Raw genomic sequence first — 13695 nt, 5'->3', positions numbered from 1 at the left:
CTTGTCACCCCTTTCCGGTTCCGGAGCGAACCCGCTTCGTGACCCGGCCGACCGACGGCTCCCGCGTATCGCGGGGCCGTCGGGTCTGGTCATCTTCGGTGTCACGGGCGACCTGTCCCGCAAGAAGCTGATGCCCGCGGTGTACGACCTCGCCAACCGGGGTCTGCTGCCGCCGGGCTTCTCGCTGGTGGGCTTCGCCCGCCGCGAGTGGGCGCACGAGGACTTCGCGCAGGAGGTCCACGACGCCGTCAAGGCGCACGCCCGGACGCCGTTCCGCGAGGAGGTCTGGCAGCAGCTCATCCAGGGGATGCGCTTCGTCCAGGGCACCTTCGACGACGACGACGCGTTCGAGCGGCTGCGCTCCACCATCGAGGAGCTGGACAAGCAGCAGGGCACGGGCGGCAACTTCGCCTTCTACCTGTCGGTGCCGCCGCGCTCCTTCCCGGTCGTCATCCAGCAGCTGAAGAAGCACGGGCTGGCCGACCAGTCGGGCGGTTCCTGGCGGCGCGCCGTCATCGAGAAGCCGTTCGGGCACGACCTGAAGTCGGCCGAGGAACTGAACAAGGTCGTGCACGAGGTGTTCGAACCGGACCAGGTGTTCCGGATCGACCACTACCTCGGCAAGGAGACCGTCCAGAACATCCTGGCGCTGCGCTTCGCCAACACGATGTTCGAGCCGATCTGGAACCGGTCCTTCGTGGACCACGTACAGATCACCATGGCCGAGGACATCGGCATCGGCGGCCGGGCCGGCTACTACGACGGCATCGGCGCCGCCCGTGACGTCATCCAGAACCACCTGCTCCAGCTCATGGCCCTCACGGCCATGGAGGAGCCCGCCTCCTTCGACGCGGACGCGCTGGCCGCCGAGAAGGAGAAGGTGCTCGGCGCCGTCCGGCTGCCGAAGGACCTGGGCAGGTCGACCGTGCGCGGTCAGTACGCGGGCGGCTGGCAGGGCGGCGAGAAGGTCATCGGCTACCTCGAAGAGGACGGCATCGACCCGAAGTCGAAGACCGACACGTACGCGGCGATCAAGCTGGAGATCGACAACCGCCGCTGGGCGGGCGTCCCCTTCTATCTGCGCACCGGCAAGCGCCTCGGCCGTCGCGTGACGGAGATCGCCGTCGTCTTCCAGCGGGCCCCGCACTCCCCCTTCGACCACACGGCTACGGAGGAGCTGGGCCAGAACGCGATCGTCATCCGCGTCCAGCCCGACGAGGGCATCACGGTCCGCTTCGGCTCCAAGGTGCCGGGCACCTCGATGGAGATCCGGGACGTCTCCATGGACTTCGCCTACGGCGAGTCCTTCACGGAGTCCAGCCCGGAGGCGTACGAGCGCCTCATCCTGGACGTGCTGCTCGGCGACGCCAACCTGTTCCCGCGCACGGAGGAGGTCGAGCTGTCCTGGAAGATCCTCGACCCGATCGAGGAGTACTGGGACAAGCACGGCAGGCCCGCGCAGTACGGGTCGGGCACCTGGGGCCCCGCCGAGGCGGACGAGATGCTCGCACGAGACGGACGGAGCTGGCGCCGGCCATGAAGATAGACCTGACCGACACCACCGCCGGAGAGATCAACAAGGCGCTCGTGCAGGGCCGCCGCGCCATCGGCACGCCCGCCGTCGGCATGGTCCTCACCCTCGTCATCGTCACCGACGAGGAGAACGCCTATGACGCGCTGAAGGCCGCCAGCGACGCGTCGCGCGAGCACCCTTCGCGCACGCTGGTGGTCATCAAGCGGGTCTCCCGCTCCCCGCGCGACCGTACGACGTCCCGCCTGGACGCCGAGGTGCGGGTGGGCGCGGACGCGGGCACCGGCGAGACGGTCGTGCTGCGGCTGTACGGCGAGGTCCTCGACCACGCCGACTCGGTCGTGCTGCCGCTGCTGCTGCCGGACGCGCCCGTCGTCGTGTGGTGGCCGGTGAACGCCCCGCTGGACCCGGCGAAGGACCCGCTGGGCGCGCTCGCCCAGCGCCGGGTCACCGACACCTATGCCGCCGAGCAGCCGGTGCGGGAGCTGTCCGCCCGCGCCGACGCCTACACGCCCGGCGACACCGACCTGTCCTGGACCCGGATCACGCCGTGGCGTTCGATGCTCGCGGCCGCCCTGGACCAGGTCGTGTGCGAGGTGCAGACCGTCGAGGTGGAGGGCGAGGAGTTCAACCCGAGCTGTGAGCTGCTCGCGATGTGGCTCGCGGACCGGCTGGACGTCCCCGTCCGGCGCTCGCTGTCGCCCGGTCCCGGTCTCACAGCCGTCCGGATGGACACGAGCTGCGGCCCGATCGTGCTGGACCGCGCGGACGGTTCGCTGGCCACGCTGTCCATCGAGGGCCAGCCGGCCCGCGCGGTGGCGCTGAAGCGGCGGGAGACCGCCGAGCTGATCGCGGAGGAGCTGCGCCGGCTCGACCCGGACGACACCTACGCGTCGGCGCTGCGCTATGGCGTGGAGCGGCTGGCCACGGCCCCGGAGCAGGCTGCCGAGGAGGCGGCCGGGCCGGAGCCCGTGGCGGAGTCGGAGGCGGTCAAGGCTCCCGCCAAGAAGGCGGCGGCCAAGACCGCGAAGAAGGCACCGGCGAGGAAGGCGGCGGCGAAGTGAGCACTCCGCAGCTGGTCGTCCACCACGACAAGGAGCTGATGGCGCAGGCCGCCGCGGCCCGCCTGATCACGAAGATCGTGGACGCGCAGACCTCCCGGGGCACCGCGTCCGTGGTCCTCACCGGCGGCCGCAACGGCAACGGCCTGCTGGCCGCGCTGGCGGCGGCGCCCGCACGGGACGCCATCGACTGGGCCCGCCTCGACCTGTGGTGGGGCGACGAGCGCTACCTCCCCGAGGGTGACCCGGAGCGCAATGTCACGCAGGCCCGCGCGGCCCTGCTGGACTCCGTACCGCTGGATCCGGAGCGCGTGCACGCCATGCCCGCCTCCGACGGCCCGTACGGCAAGGACGTCGACGCGGCCGCCGAGGCGTACGCGGCGGAGCTGGCGAAGGCGGCCTGGCCGGAGAACCACGGCTCGGTGCCCACCTTCGACGTGCTCATGCTGGGCGTGGGCCCGGACACCCATGTGGCCTCGCTCTTCCCGGAGCTGCCGGCCGTGCGGGAGACCGAGCGCACGGTGGTCGGCGTGCACGGCGCGCCCAAGCCGCCGCCGACCCGGATCAGTCTGACCCTGCCGGCGATCCGGTCGGCGCGCGAGGTGTGGCTGCTCGCGGCCGGCGCGGACAAGGCGGAGGCCGCGGCCATCGCCCTGTCGGGCGCGGGTGAGATCCAGGCGCCGGCGGCGGGGGCGTACGGCCGTTCCCGCACGCTGTGGCTCCTGGACTCGGCGGCGGCTTCGCAGCTGCCGAGGTCGCTGTATCCGCCGGCGTCGCCGTGACGCCCGGCTGGGCGTAGAGCACACAGGCGGCGGGGACTTCGGTCCCCGCCGCCTCTCATTTCACCGACCCCGCCATGACTCCCTGCACAAAGTGCCGCTGGAAGGCGAAGAACACCACGACCGGCACGATCAGGGACAGGAACGCGCCCGGCGCCAGCACGTCGATGTTGCTGCCGAACTGCCGGATCTGGGACTGGAGTTCCACGGTGAGCGGCTGGGAGGAGCTGTCGGCGAAGAGCAGGGCGACGAGCATGTCGTTCCACACCCACAGGAACTGGAAGATCGCGAGCGAGGCGATCGCGGGGCGCCCGACCGGCAGGACCAGCCGGGTGAAGATGCGCCACTCGCTGCCGCCGTCCATCCGCGCCGCCTCCAGCATCTCCTTCGGCATCTCCGCGAAGTAGTTGCGCAGCAGGAACACGGCGAACGGCAGGCCGTAGGCCACATGGAAGAGGACGACGCCGGGGATCGTGCCGAACAGGCCCAGCGCGCCGAAGAGTTTGGCCACGGGCAGCAGCCCGATCTGGACCGGCACCACCAACAGGGCCACCACCAGCAGGAAGATTGGTTCCCGGAGCGGGAAGTCCAGCCAGGCGAAGGCGTATCCGGCGAGGGCGGCGATGACCACGACGAGGGTCGTCGCCGGTACCGAGATCAGTACCGTGTTCCAGAAGGCCTGGGTCATGCCGGAGTTCTTCAGCAGCGCCGAGTAGTTGTCGAAGGACAGCTGGCCGGGGGCGGCCAGGGCCGTCCACCAGCCGCCCTTCGCGGTGTCCTGCGCCGAGCGCAGGGAGGAGAGGAACAGGCCCGCCAGCGGGGTCAGCCAGACCAGGCCGATCACCACCAGGAACGCCTGCACCAGGCCGTTGCCCAGGCCCCGCCTGATCGCGTTCATCGCTGACTCCTCATCGTTGACTCTGCCGGAAGCGGCGGACGTTGAACACCATCGCGGGGATCACCAGGAGGAGGAGCAGGACGCCGAGGGCGCTGCCGAGGCCCTGGTTGTTGCCGCCGCCGAAGGAGACCAGCCACATCTGGGTGGCCAGCACCGTGGCGTCCTCCTGCACGGGTCCGGGCGCGATGATGTAGACGAGGTCGAAGACCTTCATCACATTGATCACGAGGGTCACGAAGACCACGGTGAGCACGGGGGCGAGCAGCGGCACGGTGATCCTGCGGAAGATCTGCCACTCGTTCGCCCCGTCCATCCGGGCCGCCTCCAGCGCGTCCCGGGGCAGGGCGGACAGTCCGGCGCCGATCAGGACCATCGCGAAGCCGGTCCAGATCCACAGGTACGCGCCGATGATCGCCGGGGTGACGAGTGTCGGGCCGAGCCAGGAGACGCCCTGGTAGGGCGGGGCGAAGTTCGATGCCGGGAGTCTCACCGTGTACGAGCCCGCGCGCAGCCCGGAGAAGGTGAAGGAGCCGTCGGCGGAGGTCGTCGTGCTCGCGACCGTGCCGCCGTCCCGTACCGCATCGACCCTCATACCGGGCAGTCCGCTCTCCTTCGGGTCGACCTTGCCCTGCCTGCCGCCCCCGCCGGGGGTGAAGTCCAGGTAGACGACGCCGCGCAGCTCGCCGGGCGCGGCTTTGCGACCGGCCGCCGGGTAGGCGGGCGCGGCGTTCTTGGGCAGGTCCTTGGGCAGCACGCCGACCATCGGGAGCGTCACCGACTGGCCCGTCGAGGCGGTCGTACCGTACGAGCCGTCCCGGTCCTGGGTCAGCAGTCCCGCGCGGCCGCGGGCCGTCGGATACGTCGACGTGCCCTTGAAGGCGTCGTGGACGGAGACCACGGCCGCGTTCAGCACTCCCTTGGACGGGTCCTGGTCGTAGGCGAGCCGGAAGATGATGCCGGCGGCGAGGAAGGACACCGCCATCGGCATGAAGAGCAGCAGCTTGAACGCCGTCGCCCAGCGGACCTTCTCCACCAGGACGGCCAGGATCAGGCCGAGACCGGTGAGCAGGGCCGGGGCCACGACCACCCAGATGGTGGTGTTGCGGATGGCCTTCAGGGTCGCCGGGTCACGGAACATCTCGGCGTAGTTGCCGCCGCCGACGAACCGGGTGCCGGAGGCGTCGAAGAAGCTGCGGCCGACGGAGAACAGCACCGGGTAGACGACGAGCGCGCCGAGCAGGAGCAGCGCGGGGAAGACGAAGAGCAGGGCGATCAGCCGGGCGCGCCGCCGGCCGCGGCGCTCGCGCGCCGGGCCGGTGGCGGACCGCGGGGCCGCCTGCTGTTTCACGACTGTGGTGGCGGTCATGGTCAGTCTCAGTCCTGGTAGGCCTTCGCGGCTGCGGACTCCAGCTGCGCCGCGGTGCCCTTCGGGTCCGACGGGTCGCGCAGGAAGTCCTGGAGCAGCTTCCACTCGCCGGCGCCCTTGGTGCCGCCGAAGGCCGCCGGGGCCTGGTCGGACATGTCAAAGCGGACCGAATCCCCGGCGCCGACCAGGGACTTGGCGGTGGCGCGGGTGACGTCGTCGGCGTACGAGGCGAGGTCGAGCTTCTTGTTCGGGGACAGGAAGCCGCCCGCCTTGGCCCAGACGGCCGCGGCCTCGGGGGTGGCCAGGTACTCCAGCAGTTTCATGCCGGCCTTGGCGTTCTTGCCGGCCTTGAGCACGACCGCCGCGTCTCCGCCGCTGACCACCGGTGCGGTGCCGCCGTCGACCGCCGGGAACGGGAAGAAGTTCGCGTCCTTGCCGATGGCCTTGCCGAACTGGTCGTGGGCGACACCGGCCACGAAGTCGCCCTCGTAGACCATGCCGGCCTCGGGCTTGGGCCCGAACACCTTCTCCACCGAGCCGGGGAAGTCGGTGTTCAGGGCCTCCTTCTGGCCGCCCGCGATGAGCTGCTTGTCCTTGAAGAGCTTGCCGAGGGTGGTGAGCGCCCTGACGACGCTCGGGTCGGTCCACTTCAGCTTGTGGGCGGCGAGGGCGTCGTACTTCTCGGGTCCGGCCTGGGAGAGGTAGACGTTCTCGAACCAGTCGGTGAGGGTCCAGCCGTCCTCACCGGCGACGGCGAAGGCGGCGAGCCCGGAGTCGGAGACGGTGTGCCCGGCCTTCAGCATCTCGTCGTACGTCTTCGGCGGCTTGACCCCGGCCTGGGTGAGCGCGCCGGGGCTGTACCAGACGGTGGACTTGTGGGCGGCCTTGAAGTACAGGCCGTACAGGGTGCCGCCGACGCTGCCGTACTTCTTCCAGACGGGCGCGTAGTCGGCGGTGACGGTCTGCTGGGCGGTCGGCGAGAGCGGCTTGAGCCAGCCCTGCTTCGCGAACTGGTCGAGGACGCCGACCTGCGGGACCATCACGACGTCGGGCGCGTTGCCGCCCTCGATCTTGCTGCCGACGACGGTGGAGACGTTGTCGCCGGTGGACACGAACTGAGTCTTGGCGCCGGTCTTCGCGGTGAAGGCGTCCAGCACCTTCTGGAAGTTCTTCTGTTCGCTGCCGGACCAGACGCCGGCCACGGTGACGGTCTGGCCGCTGAGCGCCTTGTCACCGCCGCCGGCCGAGACCGGTCCGCCGCCGCAGGCGGTGGCGCCGAGCGCGAGGGCGAGGGCGGTACAGCTCGTGAGCAGGGTCGTGCGTCGTCGCATCATCGTTGACGGGCCTTTCGATCGAGCGGAGTTGACGGGGGATCAGAGGTCGGTCAGCCACCAGGCCGCCGTGGAGCCGGGCAGCACCCCGGGCGGGACGGGGCCGCTGGAGAGCAGCGGGGTGCCGGAGGCGGGCGCGGGCGTGGGGGCCGTACCGAAGTTGACGGCGCAGACCAGGCCGTCGCCGCGGGTGAAGGCGAGGACACCGGGCGGGGTGTCCAGCCAGCGGAGCGTTCCCTCGCCCAACTGGGGCAGCGAGGCGCGCAGTTGGAGGCCGTCGCGGTACAGGTGCCAGAAGGAGCGGGTGTCGGCGAGGGCGCGGTCGGTGGCGTACTCGGCGAAGTACTCCGGCTGCGGCAGCCACGGCTTGGCGGACTCGGCGCCGGAGGTGAAGCCGAACGGGGAGGCCTGCCCGGACCAGGGCAGCGGCACCCGGCAGCCGTCGCGGATCCGGGCGCGGCTGCCGGTGCGGCGGAATATCGGGTCCGTGAGGACGTCGTCGGGCAGGTCGACGACCTCGGGCAGCCCCAGTTCCTCGCCCTGGTAGATGTACGCGGCGCCGGGCAGCGCCAGCATCAGCAGCGCGGCGGCGCGGGCGCGGGCGGCGCCGAGGCCGCTGCTCTCGGTGGCGGGTTCGCCGTAGCGGGTGACGGTGCGGACCTGGTCGTGGTTGTTGAGGACCCAGGTGACCGTGGAGCCGGTGCCGGCGATGTCCTGCATGGCCTCGGAGATGACCTTGCGGAAGGCGTCGGCGTCCCAGGAGGCGCCGAGCAGGTCGAAGAAGAAGGCCTGGTGGAGTTCGTCCGGACGGACGTACAGGGCGTGCTCGCGGGCGGTGGGGACGGAGACCTCGCCGACGAGGAGGCGTTCACGGCCGTCGCGGGCGGTGTACTCCTCGCACACCGCGCGCCACCAGCGCCACACCTCGTGCACCTCGGGCTGGTTCCAGGCGAGCGGGTTGACCGAGTCGCGGGTGCGGGCGTCGGCCTCCGGGTCGTCCGAGTCGGGCAGTCCGGGGTGCTTGTACAGGCCGGCCGCCACATCGATGCGGAAGCCGTCGACGCCCCGGTCGAGCCAGAAGCGCAGCACCCGGTCGAACTCGGCGGCGACCTCGGGGTCGCGCCAGTTCCAGTCGGGCTGCTCGGGCGTGAACATGTGCAGGTACCACTGGCCGTCGCCGACCCTGGTCCAGGCCGGGCCGCCGAACATGGCGTGCCAGTTGTTGGGCGGCTCGGCGCCGTCCGGGCCGCGGCCGTCGGCGAAGTGGAAGCGGGCGCGGGCCGGGCTGCCGGGCGCGCTGTCGAGGGCCTCGCGGAACCACGGGTGCTCGCTGGAGCAGTGGTTGGGCACGATGTCGAGCAGCACCTTGATGCCGAGCCGCCGGGCGGCCGCCATCAGCAGGTCGAACTCGGCGAGGTCGCCGAAGAGCGGGTCGACTCCGCAGTAGTCGGCGACGTCGTAGCCGTGGTCGTGCTGCGGCGAGGGGTAGAACGGGCTCAGCCAGATGCCGTCGACGCCGAGCTTCTTCAGATACGGCAGCCCCGCCCGGACACCGGCCAGATCGCCGATGCCGTCGCCGGTGCTGTCCAGGAAGCTGCGCACATAGACCTGGTAGATCACCGCGTCGCGCCACCAGTGGTACTTACTCAACATGCATGCATGTTAGGTAGGTGTATCGCAGAGGTGTCAATGAAAAGAACAGTGGCTACCGGTGAGTTGGGGTATCAAATATAGACATACAGGGGCACTGAGGTGCCAGATGAGATGTCCGCGTTACCTAACAAGTAACTAGCGGCTGGAGACGGCCGCCAGCTCCCGGGCCAGTCGGCGCACCGCCGCCTCGGGCGTCTCGCGCCCGGTCAGCGCGTCCTGCACGACCGCCTGCACCACCAGGCTGACCTGGTCGTAGCGCGGGCTCTTGGGGCGCGGGGCGGCGGTGAGCACGGCGGTGCGCAGCGTCGGAAGGTAGGGGAACCGCCGTACCAGCGCGGGATCTTCGTAGAGCGCGGCGCGTACGGGCGGCAGGGCGCCCCGGATGAGCACCTGGCGCTGAACGGGGGCGCTGGTGAGGTAGGCGATCAGGCGCGCGGCCGAATCGGGGTGCCGGGCATGGGAGTTGACGGCGAGGTCGGAGCCGCCGAGCACACTGGTCCCCGGCCCGTCGGGCCCGGGCAGCGGTACGGCGCCGATCTTGCCGGCGACCCTGGAGCCCTTGGCGGAGGCGACGGCGTAGGCGTAGGGCCAGTTGCGCAGGAAGAGCAGCCTGCCGTCCTGGAAGGCCTGCTTGGACTCCTCTTCCTTGTACGTCAGCGCGGCCCTGGGTATCCAGCCCTCGCGGACGCCCCGGGCGAGGAAGCCGATGCCCTCGCGGGCGGCCGCCGAGTCGACGGTGACCCGGGCACCCTCGTCGCCGAGGATCGTGCCGCCCGCCGAGTAGACGGCCTCGGCGGCGTTCACGGTGAGCCCCTCGTAGGGCAGGAACTGGCCGGCATAACCGCCGAGTCCGTATTTCGGCGCGATGGTCTTCGCGTCGTGCTCCAGCTCGGCCCAGGTCCGCGGCGGCGGCACGCCCTCCTTGGCGAGGATGTCCTTGCGATACAGGAGAAGTCCGGCATTCGTCACATACGGGACCGCGTACAGCCGTCCGTCGTAGGTGGCCGTGTCCACGACCGGCGGCAGAAAGCTCTTCAGCGGGAAGCGGCCCTGGGGCAGCGGACGGATCCAGCCCGCCGCCGCGAACTCCGAGGTCCAGTTGACGTCGATGTTGAGGACGTCGAAGCGGCCCCGGTCGCCGCCGCGCAGGTCCGTGGTCATCTGCGCATGGGTCTCGTCGGCGGAGTCCGGCAGCTCGACCAGGGTGACCTTCTCGCCGGGGTGCGTGCGGTTCCAGCCCTGGAGCAGCGGGCCGAGATAGCCGGTGAGATCGCCGGCGGTGGCCAGGGTGAGCGGGCCGCGGCCGTCGCCCGCGCCCTCGTCGGCCCGGGCGCCGGAGGCGATGTACCCGGCCATGATCACGGCGAGTACGAGGAGGCCCCTACCGGCGGCACGTATCCACCGCATAGGTTCCTCCTTGCACACTGGCACCTTCGCCCGGCATCAGGGGCCATGTATACCTGTTAGGTATGCGGGATACTAGGGCCTGGAGCACATTCCGCAGACTAGGAGGACAGCACGAGTGCGCCTTGCCCTCCTGGCACTCCTGGCCCGCGGCCCGGCCCATGGCTACGAGCTGAAGCAGGACCTTGAGCTACTGCTCGGCTCCGCGTACCCTCAGCCGAACGTCGGCCAGATCTACGTCACCCTCGGCCGCCTCGAGAAGTCGGGACTGATCGAGGGCGAGGACGTCGAGCAGTCCAGCCGGCCCAACAAGAAGGTCTACCACCTCACCGACGCCGGGCGGGAGGCGCTGCACGCCTGGTTCGAGGAGACCGAGGACGAGCCGCGGGTACGGGACGAGTTCTTCATGAAGCTCGCCCTCGCCCCGCAGACCGGTCTCGCCGACCAGATCGCCCTCATCAACAAGCAGCGGCGCCAGTACCTCAACACCATGCGCAATCTGTCGAAACTGGCCGCGGCCGAGAACCGGGACAACCGCATCGCCCAGCTGCTCATCGAAGGCGCGATGCTGCATCTGCAGGCCGACCTCGACTGGCTGGAGCGGTGCCAGGAGGAACTGGAATGACCGAGGACGCCACCGCTGTGCTGCGCGCCGAGGGCCTGGTGAAGACCCACCACGGCGAGGGCGCGCCCGCGCATGCCGTGCGCGGGGTCGACCTCGCCGTGGCGCGGGGCGAGTTCGTGGCGATCACCGGTCCGTCCGGCGCCGGAAAATCGACTCTGCTGCATCTGCTCGGCGGGCTGCAGCGGCCGGACGAGGGCAGCATCTGGCTCGACGGGCGGTGCACGGACTCCTTCAGCGAGGCACGCTGGGCGGTGGAGCGCCGCAGGGCCATCGGGATCGTGTTCCAGTTCTTCAACCTGGTGTCGAACCTGTCCGTCGCCGACAACGTCGAGCTGCCCGCCCTGCTCGCCGGCGTCCCGCCGAAGAAGGCCCGTACCGAACGCGAGGCACTCCTCGCCGAGCTGGGGCTGGAGGGCAAGGAGCGCAGCATGCCCGGTGAGCTGTCCGGCGGCGAGCAGCAGCGGGTCGCGCTCGCCCGGGCCCTGGTCAACCATCCCCCGCTGCTGCTGGCCGACGAGCCCGCCGGAAGCCTGGACAGCAAGGGCACGCGTGAGGTGATGCGGCTGCTGTCCCGCTTCCACGCACGCGGCCAGAGCATCGTGCTGGTCACCCATGACGCCCGGCTGGCGAGCGCCGCCGACCGCGTGATCAGCTTCTTCGACGGCCGAATAGCCGACGATGCCGCGCTGGACGGTGCGCCGCCGCGCCGCCCCGGCATCTCCGGTGTGCTGGAGCTGAAGGACTGACCGTGCGGGCAACCCTGCGCTGGGCGCACTCCGATCTGCGCACGCATCGCGGCGAGGCGCTGTTCCTCGTGCTGGCCACCGCCGGGATCGTCGCCTCGCTGCTGCTGGCCACCGCCCTGTTCGGGTACGCGACCAACCCCTGGCAGCGGGTCTTCGCCCAGGCCCGCGGGGCGCATGTGTGGATCCACACCGTGCCGTCCGCCGACCCGCGCGGGCTGGCCCGGCTGGACGGCGTCGCATCGGTGGCCGGTCCCTACCGCACCGAGTCCGCCACCGTCGCCGTACGCGGCACCCGTGCCGCCGTGGAGCTGCGCGGCACCCCCCGTCCGCCCTCCGTGGACCGGCCGCTGCTCACCGCCGGGCACTGGCTGGATCCGGCCGAACCGGACGGCGTGGTGCTGGAGAGCAGCCTGGCCCGGGCCCTGCTGGCCGAGCCCGGGGACACCCTCACCCTGCCCGGCACCGCCCGCACCCTGACCGTCGAGGGCATCGCGGACAGCGCCGAACCCCACTACAGCCCGGGCGAGCAGCCCGGCCTGGTCTGGGCGCTGCCCTCCGCCGTACGCGCTCCCGGCGGCCAGGTGATCGGGCTGCGGCTGGACGACCCGGCCGACACGGACTACGCGGTGCAGCGCGCCGTCACCGTGCTCGGCGCGGGCGCGGTCGGCGAGGTCTCCACCTGGCAGCAGGCGCGCTCCGCGGCCCAGGGCGACAACCGGCTGCTGGGGCAGGTGCTCGGTCTGTTCGGACTCGGCGCCCTGATCGCCGCGGGGTTCGCCGTGCACGGGGCGATCGCCACCCGTATCCGCGGCCATCTGCGGGACCTGTCGGTACTGAAGGCGATCGGTTTCACGCCGGGCCAGGTCGTGCGGATCTACCTGCTGCAGCACCTGGCGTACGCGCTGCTCGGCTCGGTGGCCGCCGCGGCGCTCACCGAGGCCCTGGGCCACAGGATCCCCGGTCGGCTCGGCGATGCCGTGGGTGTGTGGCAGGGGCTGCCGGGGCACACCGTGGCGCTGTTCGCGGTGCCCTTGGGCGCGGTGCTGTTCATCGGCTTGACCACGGGTCTCGCGGCCTGGCGGGCCGGGCGGGTGCCGCCGGTCCCGGTGCCGCGCCCGGCCGCACCGGCCGGCGGACGGCTGACCGGCCCGGCCCGGCGGGCGCTCGGCATGCGGCTGCCGGCCCCACTGGTCCTCGGCGTCCACAAGGCGTTCGCGGGACGCGGCCGGTCGCTGGCCACCGTGGCCCGGCTGACGCTGCCGCTGCTGCTGATCGTGGTGGCGCTCAGCGCCTGGACCACGATCGACCGCTTCCACAGCCAGCCGGAACGCATGGGCCTGCCGACAGCCCTCACGGTCCGCTCCGACGGCGCCCTGGACGCCTCCGCCGTACGCACCGCGCTGACCGGCGACCACCGGGTGGCCGCCGCCTATCCCGGGGTCGAGGTCGCCGCGCTGGTCCCCGGCCAGACCGGCACCATCGCACTGCGCGGCCTCGGCACCCGGGCCGAGCCCTACCCCTACGCCCTCGCGGCGGGCCGCGCCGCAAGCGGACCGGACGAGGCGGTGGCCGGCCAGGGCCTGCTGGATCTGCTGCACGCCGAGGTCGGCGACTGGGTGCGCATGACGGTGGGCGACCGGCCGCAGATCCTGCACATCGTGGGCCGCAGCATCGAGCCGCAGAACGCCGGCCGGGTCGTGACCACCTCCCTGGACACCCTCCGCGCCAACGACCCGGGGCTGACCAGCGCCTTCTACGAACTGCGCCTGCACCCCGGTGCCGACCCCCAGCAGGTGGCCGGCGCACTGACCCGGGCCGGCCGCGGCCACCTCGACGTGCACACGGTGACGAACCCGGCCGACGGCCTGTCCCCGCTGCGCGCGGTCGTCGCCGGGCTGATCGCCGTACTGGCCCTGATCGGGCTGGTGGAGCTGCTCACCGCCATCGGCGGCAGTGTCCGCGAGGGCGAGCGGGACGTGCTGGCGCTGCGGGCGATCGGCATGTCCCCGCGGCAGATCACCGCGATCACCGTCACGGCGACGAGCTGTACGGCCCTGGCCGCGGCGCTCGCCGCCACGGCACTGGGTCTGCCGCTGGCCCGCCGGCTGATCGACGCCCAGGGCGGCTCCAGCGGCATCGGCGCCGGCATCGCCCAGTGGCCGTCACCGGCGCTGCTGCTGTCGGTCGGCCTGGCCGCGGTCCTGGGTGCCGCGCTGCTGTCCGCGCTGCCCGCGGGCCGCGCCGCCCGCAGACGGCTCGCGGACACGCTCAGCGCGGTCGCCTGAGCCCGGGGAGAGCCTC

Annotated in this window: 11 protein-coding genes; 6 read left to right on the top strand and 5 right to left on the bottom strand. The window is 71.7% G+C overall.

What is annotated here, in order from left to right:
• Window position 1: 1 nt before the first annotated feature.
• The 3 genes from zwf to pgl are packed head-to-tail and all read left to right on the top strand — an operon-like array spanning window position 2 to window position 3374.
• Entirely contained in the window at window positions 2-1540 is a 1539-nt protein-coding gene (gene zwf, locus AB0L75_RS12505; RefSeq protein WP_365179344.1) for a glucose-6-phosphate dehydrogenase, read from the top strand.
• Window positions 1537-2595: a glucose-6-phosphate dehydrogenase assembly protein OpcA gene (gene opcA, locus AB0L75_RS12500; RefSeq protein ID WP_365179341.1), complete on the top strand. Its 1059-nt coding sequence runs from the start codon at window positions 1537-1539 to the stop codon at window positions 2593-2595. The genes zwf and opcA overlap by 4 nt, the downstream gene beginning before the upstream one ends.
• On the top strand, window positions 2592-3374 hold the full coding sequence (pgl, locus tag AB0L75_RS12495) for a 6-phosphogluconolactonase (protein ID WP_365179338.1): 783 nt from the start codon (window positions 2592-2594) through the stop codon (window positions 3372-3374). The genes opcA and pgl overlap by 4 nt, the downstream gene beginning before the upstream one ends.
• A gap of 55 nt (window positions 3375-3429) precedes the next feature.
• On the opposite strand, the gene AB0L75_RS12490 is transcribed toward pgl, so the two are convergent.
• The 5 genes from AB0L75_RS12490 to AB0L75_RS12470 all read right to left on the bottom strand — a co-directional run bounded on the left by AB0L75_RS12490 (window position 3430) and on the right by AB0L75_RS12470 (window position 10026).
• Window positions 3430-4269 carry a carbohydrate ABC transporter permease gene (locus AB0L75_RS12490; protein ID WP_365179335.1) on the bottom strand — a complete coding sequence of 280 codons (840 nt, stop codon included), beginning with the start codon at window positions 4267-4269 and terminating at the stop codon, window positions 3430-3432.
• Window positions 4270-4279: 10 nt separating this feature from the next.
• Window positions 4280-5635 (bottom strand): ABC transporter permease subunit, encoded by a 1356-nt coding sequence (locus AB0L75_RS12485; protein WP_365179332.1) that lies wholly within the window; start codon window positions 5633-5635, stop codon window positions 4280-4282.
• A gap of 8 nt (window positions 5636-5643) precedes the next feature.
• Window positions 5644-6969: an ABC transporter substrate-binding protein gene (locus AB0L75_RS12480; RefSeq protein ID WP_365179329.1), complete on the bottom strand. Its 1326-nt coding sequence runs from the start codon at window positions 6967-6969 to the stop codon at window positions 5644-5646.
• Window positions 6970-7008: 39 nt separating this feature from the next.
• Window positions 7009-8619, bottom strand: a complete 1611-nt coding sequence (locus tag AB0L75_RS12475) for a glycoside hydrolase family 13 protein (protein WP_365179327.1) — start codon at window positions 8617-8619, stop codon at window positions 7009-7011.
• 135 nt (window positions 8620-8754) lie between these two features.
• Complete coding sequence (locus AB0L75_RS12470) at window positions 8755-10026, bottom strand: ABC transporter substrate-binding protein (protein ID WP_365179324.1); 1272 nt, start codon at window positions 10024-10026, stop codon at window positions 8755-8757.
• A 115-nt stretch (window positions 10027-10141) separates the two neighbouring features.
• Here AB0L75_RS12470 and AB0L75_RS12465 point away from each other — a divergent pair, with 115 nt between their 5' ends.
• The 3 genes from AB0L75_RS12465 to AB0L75_RS12455 are packed head-to-tail and all read left to right on the top strand — an operon-like array spanning window position 10142 to window position 13679.
• Window positions 10142-10648, top strand: a complete 507-nt coding sequence (locus tag AB0L75_RS12465) for a PadR family transcriptional regulator (protein ID WP_365179321.1) — start codon at window positions 10142-10144, stop codon at window positions 10646-10648.
• Window positions 10645-11394, top strand: a complete 750-nt coding sequence (locus AB0L75_RS12460; RefSeq protein WP_365179318.1) for an ABC transporter ATP-binding protein — start codon at window positions 10645-10647, stop codon at window positions 11392-11394. Before AB0L75_RS12465 ends, AB0L75_RS12460 begins: the two co-directional genes overlap by 4 nt.
• A 2-nt stretch (window positions 11395-11396) precedes the next feature.
• Entirely contained in the window at window positions 11397-13679 is a 2283-nt protein-coding gene (locus AB0L75_RS12455; protein WP_365179315.1) for an FtsX-like permease family protein, read from the top strand.
• The last annotated feature ends 16 nt before the right edge of the window (window positions 13680-13695 follow it).

The sequence above is a fragment of the Streptomyces sp. NPDC052101 genome, from assembly GCF_040680235.1.
Lineage (GTDB): Bacteria > Actinomycetota > Actinomycetes > Streptomycetales > Streptomycetaceae > Streptomyces.
This window is presented reverse-complemented; position numbering and strand designations above follow the sequence as displayed.